Source organism: Opitutia bacterium KCR 482 (assembly GCA_029269845.2).
Classification (GTDB): domain Bacteria; phylum Verrucomicrobiota; class Verrucomicrobiia; order Opitutales; family Intestinicryptomonadaceae; genus Merdousia.
This window is the reverse complement of the sequence record CP149973.1, coordinates 1,045,777-1,061,992: the sequence shown is the minus strand read 5'-3', so window position 1 is coordinate 1,061,992 and position 16,216 is coordinate 1,045,777. Positions and strand designations below refer to the sequence as shown.

The following is a 16,216-nucleotide window of genomic DNA, read 5'->3' as shown; positions in this document are numbered from 1 at the left end:
GAATCGGCTTTTCTCTGGGTTTAGCTCAGTTTGTATTCGCCGGGGAGGGGAATCGGGTCGATGTCGTGCACTCCGAATTTCCATTCCTTGGGCGCGAGCGACAATTTCGACTTCTGCTTAATCCAGCCGTATTTGAAGTTTGTGCCCGAATAGCAGCTTTCGCGGCCAGCAATCGCCATGAGCGTCGAGCCAACCATGTCGCGCAGCATGTTGATTTTCTTGTTGTTGCGGACGCTGTCGAGAAGCACTCTGTGTTCTTCGACGAGCGCGTGCGGCAGTCCCTTCGGGGCTTCCCACGGCTTTGCGCCCGTAATGCGCTGCATGTTGTTTTCGTTCGTTTCGAGAATGCCCTTTGTGCCGACGAATCTTTCAAGAACGTAGTCTTTCGACTTCTGTTCGCGGCGGCTATAACTTGCGCAGTGTAGGCCGTTTCCGAAGTCGAAATCGACCGCGAAGTGGCTGAATCTGTCGCCGTACTGCGGGAAGGGAATGTCCCAGCGGCGTCCGCCCAGACCGTTGACTTCCACGGGGTCTTTGCCGAGCGCCCAGCGCACGACGTCGAGGTTGTGGACGTGCTGTTCCACGTAGCAGTCGCCCGAAGCCCAGCGGAAGATGAACCAGTTGCGGATTTGGTATTCCATTTGCATGGGGTCGGGGTTTTGCAGGCGCAGTTTGCCGCCGTCCTGAATGAAGAAGCGCGAGTTGAGCCAGTACGCCTGAACCGCGATGATGTCGCCGATTTGCCCGTCCTGAATCCTCTTGATTGCCTCTACGTATCCGGGGTGGAAGCGGCGTTGAACTCCGGGGATAACCGTCAGCCCCTTCTTGTCGGCAAGATCCGCGATTTCGTAGAGTTCGCGAGCCTGCGTGGGGTCTACGCACGCGGGTTTTTCAACGAACATGTGCTTGCCCGCTTCTACAATCGCGCGGAGGTGGAGGGGGCGGAAAACGGGGGGCGTTGCGTGTATTACGATGTCGACGTCGGCGTCGGCGAGGAGCTGCTTGTAGGCGTCCCAGCCCGCGTATTGGCGGCTTGCGGGAATGTCGAAATGCCCTTTGCAGTAGTCGAATTTGCTTTCGAAGCCCGCAAATCTCTTCATTGCGTATTCGAGCCTGTCGGGGAAGAGGTCGGCGATTGCCACAATCTTGACCGAGCCTTTCGCCGCATCGAGAATGTTTCTAACCGCGTCCGTGCCGCGCCCCGAGCAGCCGATAAGCCCGACTTTGAGCGTCGCCTTGTCTCCCGTAGCCCACGAGAATTTGGGGAGCGCGGCGGCCGCGCCCATTACCGAAACCGTTTTAATTGCGTCTCTTCTGTCCATATTTTTCCCTATAATAATGTTGTTGCAGGTTGTAGAACTTTTTACGCCACGACCGAGTCGAGGTCGCGGTAGATTTGCAGGAGTTTGCGGTCGCCTTCAAGCGACTTGTCGGTCTGCCCGTGCTCCAAGCCGATGAAGCCGCGGTAGCCCTTGTCCCAAATTTTTTTGAGAACCTTCTTGTAGTCTATGTTGCCCGTCCCCGGTTCTTGGCGCGAGGGCGCGTCGGCTATGTGGAAAGACTCTATGCAGTTCCAGACTTCGGGCTTGTCGAGCGCGTCGAGGCTGCCGACTTGCATTTGTTCGTGGAAGATGTCGAAAAGCAGGCGGCAGTGCGGGTTGTTGACGTCGCGCACGATTTTCGCGCCGAGTTCGGCCCTGTCTATATAGAGGTTGGGGTGGCTTTTCGTGTTGAGGGGTTCGATTTCCATCGTGAAGCCGTAGCGTTTGCAGTAGTCGGCGCAGAAAGCCATGTTTTCGACGGTGTTTTCGTACTGCTTTTCGGGCGAAAGTTCGCTGTCGTTCGTGCCCGCGCCGATGATGAACTGTTTGCTGCCGAGGCGTTCCATGACCGCGAAAGTGTTGTCCATCTGCCGCGCAAGACAGTCGCGAACCGCCTTTTTGTCGCGTATAACTTTGCCCTTTACAGGCACTTGGTTTGCGGTCATCACGGGGAAATCCTTGTTGTTCATCGAGCTTACGCAGCCCATTTCAAGCCCGACTTCGCGCGCGTACGCGCCGAGGGCGCGTTGGAGGTTGATTTCCTCCTGCTTGTAGATTTTGTCGGGATTGACGAAAACGACGCCCTCAACTGCCCAGAAGCCGTTTTCGGACAGCCATTTGAAGCGTTTGAAAGGGTCTTTGCCGCAGGACGCCGCGAATAGCCCGCGCGGGGCGAATTTCATTTTGAACTTGTCGGCCTTTGCGGTTTTGCCGCAGGCTTTGCCGCTTTTGCATTCGGTTGAAGCGCACGCGCCGAGCATTGTTGCGAGCATTGCCGCCGACATTCCCCCGAAGAATTTGCGTCTTGATATAGTATTCATATATAGAAGTTGTTTTGTTGGTTGATTTGAAAGAGTCTTATGTTTCTCAAACGTTTGAGTCTTTGATGAGCTTGAAAATACAAAAGCCGCTCCGCAAGTCAACAAATATTTTGTTTTTTTTGCGGTCCCTGCGGGGGAGGGGGGGCTGTATCTGCGCGGCGAGTTCGCTTTGATTCGGTTTGTTTGCGCAAAAAATGTGAACGCGGTGTGTCTCGGTCGTTTTAGCCCCGCTTTTTTGTCGGCATAGCGGGTCGGCGAAATGATGTAATTATTGTTTTTTTAGCGGGTTTCGGATTTACGTAGTTTGCGAAAAAAATGACGGTTGTGGCTCTAATTTGATTGACAATTATTCAATCCTGTACATCTTTTTGCCATTATAATGAAATTCGCATTTGGAATTGCTGTGTTTCAAGTGTGTGGATTTTAAACCTGCTAACAAATACCTAACAACAAAATATTATGAAGAAAACATCGTTAATATTCCTCTCGACGCTTTGCGCGTTTGCCGCAAACGCCGCTGTGGAGATTGCGGGCGGTACGAACAATGACAACCGTCCAGTCCTCTCTAACCTTGCGAACGGCCAAGACGTAGTGCTTTTGCCGAATGAAACAACCCCCGCTGATAGCTCGCGTTTCAAAATGAAAGCAAATGCAAATGCGGAAAACCCAGTATTTAAATCTATCGCAACAAAGCCCAGCGCGGAAGGTCCGAAAGACTGGATTCTCGCGTTCGGCGCAACGATAGACAGCAACAGCTCCGACAGCGAATACGCCTTTAATAATACTGGCAAAATGTCGTGGTATTTGAGCACTGCGGGCATGTTCAATATTAGAAACAGTGCGGCGGACGCGGGCGTTTCCAAGCTCGAAATGGGCACTATCACCATTCAGGGCGACCCCAATTCTGCGAGCGGAGCCGGCGTGTTGGTTGAAACCGACGCCCTCTTTACGGGCACGAGCGCGCTTTTCAAAGGCACGAACGACAACACTTCGGGAGGCGTCGTGATGTCGATCGGCGCCAACAATACAACTATTGTAAACGTAAACTACAATGTGGCAAAGACAACGTTTTCCCAGAAGTCGGGTCTGCACGTCGCTACGGGTTCGACGTTCACTTCGGGAAAAACGTCCACGTTCAACTTCTCCGAAGCTTCGACAACCCTTTCGGTTGGCGGCACATTCAACTACGGCAATACTGCAACCGGGCTTGACATGAGCGGCTATGCCACGATTTGGGCAAAGGGCACAATGGTGCTCGACAGCGCGCTGAAAATCCAAAGCGGCGGTGTCGTGGAAATCAAGAGCGGGCGCGACGAATTTTCGTCGGGCGCGGCAATCAGAAAGGGCACGGCGGAAGGCGGCAACGGCCGCATAGTTCTTTCGGGCGGCATGCTTATGATTGGCTCGAAAGACGCAATCGCCACAGACATTGGTTTGTACTCGGGCACGGACAGCACTATTTCAATCAGCGCGGACAATTCGTTCCAGAGCGTGTTCTTCAACCTGAATACGCATTTGAGCCTGATTCTTGAAAACAGCGCAAAGGCTTCGTTTAGGGGCATCGGCATTTTCAACCAAGACGACAAAACGGCTTATGCCAATATGACAATCGAGGGCTTCGCCGCCGACAGCGTGTTCTTCGATTCCAATTATTGGTGGGACACCGCCCAGATTACGGCAGTAGACAAAGACAACAACGTTTACCAGAAAGACCAGCTGGAACTCGTGGCGGTCGGCGAAGACTTGGCGAAGTACGGCAAATACGTTCTTAGCGTAAAGGCGATTCCCGAACCCGCCACATACGCCGCCGTCTTCGGCGCGATGGCATTGGCTCTTGCGGTATACCGCAGACGCAAATAGAGCGGTTTTGACATTAATTTAGCCGGACGCTTTTTGCGTTCGGCTTTTTTTGTGCGGTTTGCCCGTCAAGCTTCGGGGCAACAAAAACTTGACAGCCCCTGCGGCATGTCGGATTATTAAGGTTTTTATGAGCGAAATTTCAAAAGCATACAACCCCTCGGAAGTCGAGGACAAATGGTACAAGACGTGGGTCGAATCGGGCTGCTTCAAAGGCAAAGTCGACCCGAACAAAGAGGCGTATTCCATCGTGATTCCCCCGCCGAACGTAACGGGCGTGCTCACTATGGGGCACGTTCTCAACAATACCATTCAGGACATTTTGGTGCGCCGCGCCCGCCAGACGGGCAAGAGCGCGATTTGGATTCCAGGCACCGACCACGCGGGCGTCGCCACGCAGACAAAGGTGGAATCGTACCTGCGCAGGGAAAAACATACCTGCGCGCGCGAGCTTGGGCGCGACAAATTCATAGAAGTCGCAAAACAGTGGCGCGACAAACACGGCGGAATCATCATCGAACAGCTCAAAAAGCTCGGCGCGTCGTGCGACTGGTCGAGGCTCGTCCATACGCTTGACGACGACTATTCCCGCGGCGTCCTTACCGCGTTCGTAAAACTTTTCAAACAGGGCTACATCTACCGCGGCAAGCGCATGGTCAACTGGTGCCCCGTCAACCTCACCGCCCTTTCCGACGAAGAGGTAATCATGACCCCCCAGAAGAGCAAGCTCTTCAAGATGAAGTACGAGATTGTCGAAGAGCCGGGCGTGTTCCTCGAAATTTCCACAACCCGCCCCGAAACGATTATGGGAGACTCCGCCGTGGCGGTCAACCCCAACGACGAACGCTACAAGAAATACGTCGGCATGCACGTTTGGCGTCCGTTCCCCAAAGCCCCCATTCCGATTATCGGCGACGAATATGTCGATATGAAATTCGGCACGGGCGTCCTCAAAGTAACTCCCGCGCACGACGTCGCCGACTTCGAAATCGGACAGCGGCACAATCTGCCGATTATCGACGTAATGAACCCCGACGCCACGATGAACGCGCTCGCGGGCGAAGATTTCTGCGGGCTTGACCGCTTTGCCGCCCGCAAAAAGGCGGTCGAAAAGCTCGACGAGCTTGGGCAGCTTGTGGCGATTGAAGACTACGACAACAACGTGGGCTTCTCCGAACGCGGCGGCGTGCCGATTGAGCCGCGCCTTTCCGACCAGTGGTTCATGCGCTATCCGAAAGTCGCCGAGGCAAAGACGGCGGTGGAGTCGGGCGCAATCAAATTCTGGCCGAAACGCTGGGAAAAAACCTACGAGCACTGGCTCGACAATATCCGCGACTGGTGCATCAGCCGCCAAATTTGGTGGGGGCACCGCATTCCCGTGTGGTACAGAAAGGGCGTCGAAAACCCCGATATCCACAACCCCGAAGAGGTGCATGTAAGCGTGGACGGCCCGTCCGACCCCGAAAATTGGGTGCAAGACCCCGACTCGCTCGACACCTGGGCAAGCTCGTGGATTTGGCCGTTCGGCACAATGGGCTGGCCGAACCCCGAAAAAATGAAAGAGGAGGGCATGGACTACTTCTACCCGACCTCCGACCTCGTAACAGGCCCCGACATCATCTTCTTCTGGGTAGCCAGAATGATTATGGCGGGCTTGGAATTCCTCGACGGCGTGCCGAGCGAGAGAATCCCCTTCAAAAACGTCTATTTCACGGGCATTATCCGCGACATGCAGGGACGCAAAATGTCGAAGAGCTTGGGCAACTCGCCCGACCCGCTCGACATCATCGCCCGCTACGGCGCGGACGGCCTGCGCTTCGGCGTCATGAACTGCGCTCCGCAGGGGCAGGACATTCTGTTCAGCGAAGAGCGCGTGGAACTCGGCAGAAACTTCTGCAACAAACTTTGGAACGCGTGCAGATTCAGGCAGATGTCGGGCGGCGCGGGCGACAACTCGTCGCTTAAAGCAATCGCCGACAGAATCGACGTCTCGAAGCTCGACTCCGACGACCACGCAATTCTCGCAAACCTCGTCAAATGCGCCGAAACCGTCGCGAAAGACTACGGCGTCTACCAGTTCAACGCAATCACGCAAAGCCTTTACGCGTTCTTCTGGAACGACTTTTGCGGCTGGTATTTGGAGGTCTCAAAGTCGCGCCTCGCCGACGAATCGGCGCGGGGCACGGTGCTCGCAGTTCAGGACTTGTGCCTGCGCCAGACGCTGCTTTTGCTCCACCCCTTCATGCCCTTCATTACGGAGGAACTCTGGCACTCGATGGGCTTCGGCGGCGCGGGAGAGTTTATCCAAAACGCCTCGCCCGATTTCGCCGACGAACTCGCGGAACTCGGCATTGCAATCGACGAAAACGCGGCGGCGGATACCGAAAAACTCAAAGATTTGGTCGCAAAATCGCGCGCCCTCAAAGCCCAGTGTAAAGTGGGCACCAAGCGCGATTCGAAAATGTCGATTCTTCCCGCCGACGCCGCAAGTGCGGCAATCTTCGACGCAAACTTCGACAAGCTCAAAAAGCTCGTCGGCGCTGAGACTTTCGAAAAAGTCTCCGTTGAGTGCGACTCGCCCGCGGCGATTACCGCCCTCGGCACGGTCTACCTCGACATGAGCGGCGACATCGATATGGGCGCGGAAATCGCGCGTCTCGAAAAGGAGCTTGCCAAACTTTGCGGCTTCGAAAAATCGACGGTCGCCCGCCTTTCGAACGAGGCGTTTACCTCGAAAGCTCCCGCAAAGGTAATTGAGGGCGCAAAGAAACAGCTCGACGACTGCCGCGCGAAAATCGCGGAAATCGAAAAGCTTCTGAAAGCCTACAAAGCGTAGCGCGGATTGCCGCCGCAACGCTTCCAATCGGCGCGGCAACGCGGCAAACCAAAACCCGCGCGGCAATTTTTCGCGCAACCAGACAAAAGCCCCGAAAGGAAAACGCCTTTCGGGGCTTTTTGCGCATTCAAACGGCGCATTTCTTCCTGTCGCACGGGGAGGGGGCTTCGGGCTTATTCACCCACTCGCAGACGGCACAAAAAAAGCCCGCAGGCGCGGGCTTGAAATGGGTTGGAGCTGTCGGCTACTTTCTGCGGCGGTAGAGTGCCAAGCCGAGCGCGAGCGCGCCGAACACCGCCGCGTATGTGGAGGGTTCGGGAATGCTTGCGAGTGTCAGCGTGTTTGTCGCCGCGTCGAGCACGAGGTTTTTCATGATTTCGCCCGCTTTGTCTTTGAACGTATAGTCTATGCTCTTCGTGGAGTTGGAAACCGTCAGCACGCCGTCGGTAAGCGACAGTCCGCTTGCGCTTCCAAAGCAAATTGAGTTTGTGTTGCTGAAATCTTCGAGTACGACATCGATTTTCGGCGCGGAATTGGTGATGTCGATTCCCTTGAAATTGAGGCTCACGCCGTCGGAAAATTTGATTTTCGAGTTGTAGCGGATATCCATTTTATTGAAGCTCTGCGATGCGTCGAGCACCATGTTGCTTCCATTGGCTACCAACATCAGGGTAGTTCCGGCGTTGCCGTAGGAAAATGCGTTTTCCTTTCTGATGGTAAGCGTGCCGCCCCAGACGACGACTTTCGCCATTTTGACGTCTCCGACAATTCTGTTGACCATCATAGACGCGCCGTTCCTTATGCTCACCCCCGAATTTTCGGGCGTGATGTTCAGGCCGCCTTTATATTCAATTAATAGCGACGTGTTCTCTTCCAAATCTATTGCGTATCCCGATTTTGTCGATGTCAGCAGAGCCTCGGGGCCCGAGATTTTCAGTCGCACGTTGTTTCCGTCGAGGCTGCGGACAATCAACTGCGAATTGACGGTTTCGGGGGAGTCAATATCAGTGGATGCCGTGATGGGAGATTCCAGCGCGGCGAAGGACGAGGCGGAGAATGCCGCCGCGAGCAGAGCGGATATATATTTTTTCATATGTGTTTTTTTAGGTTAAAAGAATGACAATTATAAATGGCGTGTGGTTGTGAATTGTCAAGGATTTAAAAAGCGCTTGCTTCGGTTTTTGCCGATTTTGTGCGGCTTGTCGGTTTGCCGAATTTTAATTCGCGCTTTCTTTGCTTGAAAACTGGAAAGTCCGCGCTAATTTTCCGAAAAAACAATAAAAACATTCCATGTCGAAAGAAGCCGAACCAAAATATTTCAACCGCGAGCTTAGCTGGCTTGCGTTCAACCGTAGAGTTCTGAACCTCTGCACAGAGCCGAGTTTTCCGATTCTCGAACGCATGCGCTTCCTCTCGATTGTAAGCAGCAACCTCGACGAATTTTTCGAAATCCGCGTGGCGGGTTTGGAGCAGCAGCTCGAATCGGGAGTGCTCGACGTCGGCTTCGACGGGCTCGGCCCGCGCGAGCAGTTGCGCCGAATCAGCGTAATCACCGCCGCCATGACCGTAGACGAATATTCGTGCTGGACCGACAACCTCGTTCCCGCGCTCCGCAAGGAGAAGATATTTTTCAAAACCCCGCGCGAGTGCACCGCCGCCGAAAAGGAATGGCTCAGAAAGTATTTCGAAGACGACGTCTACCCCGCGCTCACGCCGCTTGCCGTCGACCCCGCCCACCCCTTCCCGCACCTGCGCAACAAGGGGCTTTATGTGCTGCTTTCGATAGCGAACGCGTCGGTCAAGCGCGCGCCGAGCGACATTGCAATCGTGCCCGTGCCGCCGATACTTTCGCGCGTAATCAGAATGGAGAGCAGGAATCCCGACGAGTACCACTTGGTTTATCTGAGCGACACTATAAAGTACTACGCCGAGCAGCTTTTTCCCGGCTACAAAGTGCGCAATTCGGCGATATTCAGAATCACGCGAAACTCCGACCTGTACATCGACGAGGAGGAAACAGAAAACCTTTTGCAGACAATCGAAAACGAGCTTCACAACCGCCGCAAGGGCGCGGCTGTAAGGCTCGAAATAGAGGACTGCGTGTCGGACTCCGCCCTGAAAACGCTCGTGGACGCGCTCGACATCGACGAAAGCTTCATCTACCGCATTCCCGCAAGCCCGCTGAATTTGGCGCGGCTGTCGGTCGCCTACGACATGGTTGACCGCCCCGACCTCAAATTCCCGCCCTACCGCCCGTCGATTCCCGCCGAGTTTAAAAATTGCGACGACTATTTTTCGGTAATCCGCCAAAAAGACAGGCTTTTGCACCACCCCTACGAGAGCTTTTCGCCCGTCGAAGAGTTCATCTCCAAGGCGGCGCGCGACCCCGACGTTTTGGCAATCAAACTCACTCTCTACCGCACAAGCCAGGGCTCGCCCATTGTCAAGGCGTTGAAAGAGGCGGCAACCAACGGCAAGCAGGTAACAGTGCTTGTCGAGCTCAAAGCGCGTTTCGACGAGGAAAACAACATTCAGTGGGCGCGCGAGCTTGAAGAGCGCGGCGTGCACGTCGTGTACGGAATCGTCGGCTTCAAGACGCACTGCAAGACGTGCCTTATCGTCCGCAGGGAGGAGGGCGGCGCGTTGCGCAGATACGTCCATTTGGGCACTGGCAACTACAATTCGAAAACCGCAAAAATCTATACCGACCTTTCGTTTTTCAGCGCAAGGGAGGACCTCTCGGCGGAGGTCGCAAACCTTTTCAACACGCTTACGGGCAAAGTGTCCGAACCCAAGTTCGACAAGCTCATGGTAGCCCCGTTCTGCTTCCATTCCAAATTTCTCGACCTCGTGCGGCGCGAGACCGAAAACGCAAAGGCGGGCAAAAAGGCGCGGATAATAATCAAGGTAAATTCCGTCGTGGAGCAGTCGTCAATCGACGCGCTTTACGAGGCGTCCCGCGCGGGCGTGAAAATAGACATGATTGTCCGCGGCATCTGCGCGCTCGTCCCGGGGGTTAAGGGCATGAGCGAAAACATAAGCGTCAAGAGCATAGTGGGCGTCTATTTGGAGCACAGCCGCATCTACTATTTCGAAAACGGCGGCTCGCCAATCGTCTACGCGGGCAGCGGCGACATCATGACCCGCAACATGTTCAAGCGCATAGAGTGCCTCTTCCCGATTGAAGACCCCGACATCAAGGCGCGGATTGTCGGCGACATTCTGCCCGCAATGCTCAAAGACAACCAGTTTTCGAGCGTCCTGCACCCCAACGGCGCGTACTACAAATCGGCGGACATGAAGAGCGCGGAACAGTTTTCGTGCCAGCGTTATTTCATGTCGCAGGAATAGCGCGGGGCGCGGGTTTTCGGCACACAACAAACACACGGGAGAATTATGGACAGAAGGAATTTCATTAAAACCGCCGTCGGCGCAACGGCGGGGCTTGCCGCGCTTTCGGGCTTCGGCTGCATGTCGAAAGGCGGGCGGAAACCCGTCGCGGAGGGCGCGTTGGACGCCGAATTTTACGCGCGTTGCGAGTCTCTTTTGGAGACTTGGGGAAAGTCTCTGCTCGACCTCCAAATAAAAAGCGGCGGGCACGCGGGGGCTATAAAGTGCCCCGCCTGCGACATTCTCCACGGGCGCGTGGGCGACGCTGAATATCCGTTTTTGTATCTCGCAAAAAAACTCGGCGATTCGCGCTATTCCGACGCCGCCGAGGGGCTGTTCAACTGGCAGGAAAAATTCATGTCGAACCCCGACGGCTCGTGGCGCAACGATTTCCGCAACTCGTGGCGCGGAATCACGGCGTTCCGCTGCATGGCGATGGCGGAGTCGATTTCGAAATACTCCGATATAATAGAGCCGAAGCACCTGAAAAAAATGCGCGACCGCCTCTACAAGGCGGGCGATTTCATGTACGGCTATCAGTGGCTGGGAAAGCCGAACGCAAACTACGTCATAGGGGCGGCGTATTCGCTCGCGCTCGTGGGGCATGTGCTCGACGTGGAGCGTTTCCGCCAGCGCGGCGACTACTACGCGGGCGCGTTCAAACGCCTTGTGTCGGAGCGCGACAAACTCGTTTTCGGCGAAATCCACCCGCTCGAACGCGAGAGCGCAAAGGGCTTGAAGGGAATAGATATCGGCTACAACATCGCCGAGACCCTGCCGCTAATCGAGGCGTACTCAAAGCTTGTCGGAAACGCGGAACTGCGCGACTACGTTTCGGAAGTCGCCGCCGCCCACTTGGAGTTCGTTCTCCCCGACGGAGCAATAGACGGAAGCTTCTGCACCCGAAGCTTCAAATGGTCGTACTGGGGCAGCAGAACCTCCGACGGCTGCGTGGCGATGTTCGAAAGCCTTGCCGACAGGGACGCGCGTTTCCTCCGCGCCGCCTCCGCCAACCTGCGCTTGCTGGAACGGTGCACTGCCGACGGGCTTCTCGCGGGCGGCTTGCACTACGCTTCTCACGGTGTCAAGCCGTGCATACACCATTCTTTCGTGCAGATGAAGGGGCTTGCCGACATTCTGACGCGCCCGCATGCAAAGCCCGCGGGCAACCCCGCCGCGCAGCTTCCGCGCGAAGAGGTTTACGGCGTGAAGCATTTTGCCGACGTGGACACTTCGCTTGTGTCGGTCGGCGACTGGCGGGCGACGATAAGCGCCTACGATTCCGTCTACTACCCCAAGACGCCGCAGGGACACCCGACGGGCGGCACGCTTTCGCTTCTCTGGAATTCGAAAGTCGGCGCGGTCTCGGCGTCGAGCATGACCGAATACGCGCTGTTCGAGATTGACAACATGCAGCCCGAAACCGGCGCAAGCTTTGCGAGCCTCACGCCGCGAATCGAGACGGTCGAGGACGGCGTTTCTTATTCGTCGGACAAATGTCTCGCCTGCAAAATTTCGTCGAAAGGCGGCCGCCGCGCGGCGGAGGTTTGGGGCGCGGGCGCGCTTGTCGACATCCGCCAGAACGCGCCGAAATCTGGGGTCGCGGAGTGCGAAATGCGCTACGGGTTCTCGCCCGACTGCGCGGAGCTTGCGTTCTCGTGCGCGGCTTCGGCGAAGTCGCCGCGCATAACAGTGCCGATAATCTGCTCTTCGGCGGACTCGTACAAAATGGTTTCGGCAAATTGCGCCGAAATTTACAGGGACGGGCACACCGTCAAAGTGGAGTCCGACAGGCCGCTGAAAATTTCCGACACCCCCAACGGGCGCATCTTCAACCATGTGTGCGGCTTCGAGGCGCTTCCGCTCTGCGCAGACGCGCATTCCCTGCGCCTTCGCATTTCGGTCTCGTAGGCGCGCGGCGGCAAAACCGCACCCGCGCATCGTCGGGGCGGATTGCTTTTTTGCTTGCGCGGCGTCGTCGCGCGTGTAGGATTTGCGGGATTTTTTATATAGGCGGATTGCAGCCGCAAAAAATTTTACACAAATTATGTCCAAGCGCACAGATATCAAGACCATTCTCATAATCGGCTCGGGCCCGATAGTAATCGGGCAGGCTTGCGAATTCGACTATTCGGGCACGCAGGCTTGCAAGGCTTTAAAAGAGGAGGGATACAAAGTCGTTCTCGTCAACTCGAATCCCGCGACGATTATGACCGACCCCGACTTCGCCGATGTAACTTATATCGAGCCGCTGACTCCCGAAGTTCTCGAAAAGATAATCGCAAAGGAACGCCCCGACGCGCTTCTGCCGACACTCGGCGGGCAGACGGGGCTGAATCTGTCGCTGGAGCTCGCCAAGCGCGGGATACTCGCAAAATACGGCGTGGAGCTTATCGGCGCAAAGCAGGAGGCGATAGAAAAGGGCGAAGACCGCCAGCTCTTCCGCGAGGCGATGATGAAAATCGGCTTGGACATTCCCCAAAGCGTCGTCGTCCACGAGCTTAAAGAGGCAATCGAGTGGATTGAAAAATGGAACAAATTCCCCGTCATTATCCGCCCCAGCTTTACGCTCGGCGGCACGGGCGGCGGCATTGCGTACAATCGCGAAGAGTACGAAAAAATGGTAGCTTTCGGGCTGAGCGCGTCTCCCGTTTCGGAGGTGCTGGTCGAGGAATGCCTGCTGGGCTGGAAGGAATTCGAAATGGAGGTCATGCGCGACCACAAAGACCAGTGCGTGGTCATCTGCTCGATTGAAAACCTCGACCCGATGGGCGTCCACACGGGCGACTCAATCACCGTGGCCCCCGCGCTCACCCTCACCGACAAGGAATACCAGCTCATGCGCGACGCGAGCTTTGCGGTAATCCGCGAAATCGGCGTCGAGACGGGCGGTTCGAATATCCAGTTTGCGGTGAACCCCGAAAACGGGCGCATGATTGTCATCGAAATGAACCCGCGCGTTTCGCGCAGCTCGGCTCTTGCGTCGAAGGCGACGGGCTTTCCGATTGCGAAAATCGCGGCGAAACTCGCCGTCGGCTACTCGCTCGACGAGCTTCGCAACGACATCACGCGCGAAACCCCCGCGAGCTTCGAGCCTACGATTGACTATGTCGTAACGAAAATCCCCCGCTTCACTTTCGAAAAATTCGCCGGCAGCGACAACACCCTTACGTCGTCGATGAAGAGCGTGGGCGAGGCGATGGCAATAGGCAGAACGTTCAAGGAGTCCCTGCAAAAGGCTTTGCGCTCGATGGAAATCGGCACGCGCGGTCTCGGCGGCGGCGGCAAATTCGGCGGCGACGAAATTACAGACCACGACGAAATCCGCAAGGGGCTTGTCCGCCCGACGGCGGAGCGCATTTTCTATGTCCGCTACGCAATCAAGGCGGGCTTTACAGACGCGGAAATCCACGAGTTCACCGCAATAGACCCGTGGTTCTTGAAGCAAATCAGGGGCATTGTGGAAATAGAGGAGGAACTCGCCTCGGCTGGGCTTCTCAACCTTTCCGAAGACCTTTTGCGCCGCGCCAAGGAGGCGGGTTTCAGCGACAAGCAGATAGCGCACCTTTGCGCCACGAAAATCCGCAACATCAAACAGCTCAGACAGCAGTACGGAATCGAAACCGTTTTCAGGCTCGTCGATACATGCGCGGCGGAATTCGAGGCGTTCACGCCGTACTACTATTCCACATACGGAGTCGAAAGCGAGCTTCGCCCGTCTACGAAGAAAAAGATAATGATTATCGGCGGCGGGCCGAACAGAATCGGGCAGGGCATCGAGTTCGACTACTGCTGCGTGCACGCGTCTTTCGCCCTGCGCGAGGCGGGCTACGAAACGCTGATGATTAACTCGAACCCCGAAACCGTTTCGACGGACTACGACACCTCCGACAGGCTCTTCTTCGAGCCCCTCACGCTCGAAGACGTTTTGGAAGTCTACAAGCAGGAGAAGTGCGACGGCGCGATTGTCCAGTTCGGCGGGCAGACGCCGCTCAACTTGGCGTCCGAATTGAAGGCAAACGGCGTGAACATCATCGGCACTTCGCCCGAATCAATCGACGCTGCGGAGGACCGCGAAATCTTCAAGCGCATTCTCGAAAAGCTCCACCTCAAACAGCCCGTCAACGCGACGGCGACGACTCCCGAACAGGCGTACGAGCTTGCGGGGCAAATCGGCTTCCCGATTCTCCTGCGCCCGAGCTTCGTTCTCGGCGGGCGCGGCATGTTCATCGTCTACGAGATGGAGGACATGAAGCGCGTAATCCGCGACGCTTTCGACGCAGCCCCCGGAAAGCCCGTGCTGCTCGACAAGTTCCTCGAAGACGCGATAGAGCTTGACGTTGACGCTATCAGCGACGGCGAAACAACGGTAATAGGCGGCATGCTCGAACACATCGAATACGCGGGCGTGCATTCGGGTGACGCGGCGATGGTGATTCCGCCGCACACGCTCACGGAAAACATTTTGAAGGAAGTGCGCGAGGCGACGTTCGCGCTCGCCAAGGAATTAAAGGTTGTGGGCTTGATGAATGTCCAGTACGCAATCAAGAAGGGCGAGCTTTTCCTCATCGAGGTGAACCCCCGCGCGTCGAGAACGATTCCGTTCATCTCGAAGGTAATCGGCGTGCCGCTCGCGAAAATGGCGTCGCGCGTGATGGCGGGCGAAAAGCTCAAAGACCTGGGCTTTACAAAACAGATTATTCCCGACTACATCGCGGTAAAGGAAAGCGTGTTCCCGTTCGTGCGCTTCCTCGGATCGCAGATTATGCTCACCCCCGAAATGCGCTCCACGGGCGAAGTCATGGGCTTGGCGGACGACCTCGGCATGGCGTTCGCAAAAAGCCAGATGGCGGCTCAGCCGGGGCTTCCGACTTCGGGCAACATCTTCCTTTCGGTCAAAGACCACGACAAGGAGGCGGCGGCGGAAATCGCGCGGAAGTTCATAGATTTCGGCTTCAAGATTTACTCGACGGCGGGCACGGCGGGCTTCCTGAAAGAAAAGGGAATCCCCGTGACGAAAACCTACAAGCTCAGCGAGGGCGCGCGCCCGAACGTGCTCGACATGGTAAAGAACGGCGAAATCCAGATAATCATCAACACGCCGTCGGGCATGAACCCGCGAATCGACGAAAACAAAATCCGCGAAGAGGCTCTGCTTTCGCGCGTTTGCATGATTACCACAATCATGGGCGCGTACGCCGCCCTGCGCGGCATAGAGGCTCTGAAAACGAAGCCCATTACCGTCAAGAGCTTGCAGGAGTACAAAGAGGAAATCGACGCAAAGCGCGCAAAGCTCGAAGCGTAAAAATTTTCCTTTTTGCCGATATAAAAAGCCATGGGAATGCGGAATTTTCAGAAGACGCTCGAATCCATTTTGAGGGACGACAAACGCTACGGCGTAGGCGCGTACGTCTTTGTGCGCATGGCGTTGGACTTCACCGTCAAACGCGCGTGCGCGGAAGACCCCTCCCGAACCGAACGCCACGTCTCGGCGGCGGAGCTGTTGGAGGGCGTCAAAGATTTCGCGCTCGAAACTTTCGGACCGATGGCGATGACGCTCTTCGAAGAGTGGGGCGTGCGCTCGACGGAGGATATCGGGCAGATAGTTTTCAACATGGTGCGCGCGCAGGCGCTGCGCAAAACCGACGAGGATAAATTGGAGGACTTCGCGGGCGGCTTCGATTTCCGCGAGGCGTTTGTCGCGCCTTTCCTGCCCGCAAAAAAGGGCAGGCGCAAAGGCTGAACGGCGGGGAAGTCCTTTTAGAAAAGAA

Annotated in this window: 9 protein-coding genes; 6 read left to right on the top strand and 3 right to left on the bottom strand. The window is 56.1% G+C overall.

The window, feature by feature from the left end:
* Positions 1–20: 20 nt before the first annotated feature.
* Positions 21–1,322: a Gfo/Idh/MocA family oxidoreductase gene (locus P3B99_004370; GenBank protein ID WYJ08357.1), complete on the bottom strand. Its 1,302-nt coding sequence runs from the start codon at positions 1,320–1,322 to the stop codon at positions 21–23.
* A gap of 41 nt (positions 1,323–1,363) precedes the next feature.
* The gene (locus P3B99_004365; GenBank protein WYJ08356.1) at positions 1,364–2,362 is read right to left on the bottom strand and encodes a TIM barrel protein; all 999 of its coding nucleotides are present in this window, start codon (positions 2,360–2,362) and stop codon (positions 1,364–1,366) included.
* Positions 2,363–2,821: 459 nt separating this feature from the next.
* On the opposite strand from P3B99_004365, the gene P3B99_004360 reads away from it, so the two are divergent.
* Positions 2,822–4,222 carry a hypothetical protein gene (locus P3B99_004360; protein ID WYJ08355.1) on the top strand — a complete coding sequence of 467 codons (1,401 nt, stop codon included), beginning with the start codon at positions 2,822–2,824 and terminating at the stop codon, positions 4,220–4,222.
* Positions 4,223–4,349: 127 nt separating this feature from the next.
* The gene (locus P3B99_004355; protein WYJ08354.1) at positions 4,350–7,055 is read left to right on the top strand and encodes a valine--tRNA ligase; all 2,706 of its coding nucleotides are present in this window, start codon (positions 4,350–4,352) and stop codon (positions 7,053–7,055) included.
* 244 nt (positions 7,056–7,299) lie between these two features.
* On the opposite strand, the gene P3B99_004350 is transcribed toward P3B99_004355, so the two are convergent.
* Positions 7,300–8,148, bottom strand: a complete 849-nt coding sequence (locus tag P3B99_004350; protein ID WYJ08353.1) for a PEP-CTERM sorting domain-containing protein — start codon at positions 8,146–8,148, stop codon at positions 7,300–7,302.
* Positions 8,149–8,345: 197 nt separating this feature from the next.
* Between P3B99_004350 and ppk1 the strand changes: the two genes are divergently transcribed.
* The 4 genes from ppk1 (at position 8,346) to P3B99_004330 (ending at position 16,188) form a co-directional block, all read left to right on the top strand.
* Positions 8,346–10,406, top strand: coding sequence for a polyphosphate kinase 1 (gene ppk1, locus P3B99_004345; GenBank protein ID WYJ08352.1), 2,061 nt, complete (start codon positions 8,346–8,348; stop codon positions 10,404–10,406).
* Positions 10,407–10,451: 45 nt separating this feature from the next.
* Positions 10,452–12,356, top strand: coding sequence for a hypothetical protein (locus P3B99_004340; GenBank protein ID WYJ08351.1), 1,905 nt, complete (start codon positions 10,452–10,454; stop codon positions 12,354–12,356).
* A gap of 136 nt (positions 12,357–12,492) precedes the next feature.
* A complete protein-coding gene (gene carB, locus P3B99_004335) occupies positions 12,493–15,750 on the top strand; it encodes a carbamoyl-phosphate synthase large subunit (protein ID WYJ08350.1) in 3,258 nt (1,085 codons plus the stop codon).
* A 30-nt stretch (positions 15,751–15,780) separates the two neighbouring features.
* On the top strand, positions 15,781–16,188 hold the full coding sequence (locus P3B99_004330) for a Minf_1886 family protein (protein WYJ08349.1): 408 nt from the start codon (positions 15,781–15,783) through the stop codon (positions 16,186–16,188).
* Positions 16,189–16,216: the final 28 nt, after the last annotated feature.

Bases quoted from the DNA above. Each gene is read 5' to 3' on its own strand.
- P3B99_004370 (WYJ08357.1), bottom strand. From the start codon at position 1,322: ATGGACAGAAGAGACGCAATTAAAACGGTTTCGGTAATGGGCGCGGCC.
- P3B99_004365 (WYJ08356.1), bottom strand. From the start codon at position 2,362: ATGAATACTATATCAAGACGCAAATTCTTCGGGGGAATGTCGGCGGCA.
- P3B99_004360 (WYJ08355.1), top strand. From the start codon at position 2,822: ATGAAGAAAACATCGTTAATATTCCTCTCGACGCTTTGCGCGTTTGCC.
- P3B99_004355 (WYJ08354.1), top strand. From the start codon at position 4,350: ATGAGCGAAATTTCAAAAGCATACAACCCCTCGGAAGTCGAGGACAAA.
- P3B99_004350 (WYJ08353.1), bottom strand. From the start codon at position 8,148: ATGAAAAAATATATATCCGCTCTGCTCGCGGCGGCATTCTCCGCCTCG.
- ppk1 (WYJ08352.1), top strand. From the start codon at position 8,346: ATGTCGAAAGAAGCCGAACCAAAATATTTCAACCGCGAGCTTAGCTGG.
- P3B99_004340 (WYJ08351.1), top strand. From the start codon at position 10,452: ATGGACAGAAGGAATTTCATTAAAACCGCCGTCGGCGCAACGGCGGGG.
- carB (WYJ08350.1), top strand. From the start codon at position 12,493: ATGTCCAAGCGCACAGATATCAAGACCATTCTCATAATCGGCTCGGGC.
- P3B99_004330 (WYJ08349.1), top strand. From the start codon at position 15,781: ATGGGAATGCGGAATTTTCAGAAGACGCTCGAATCCATTTTGAGGGAC.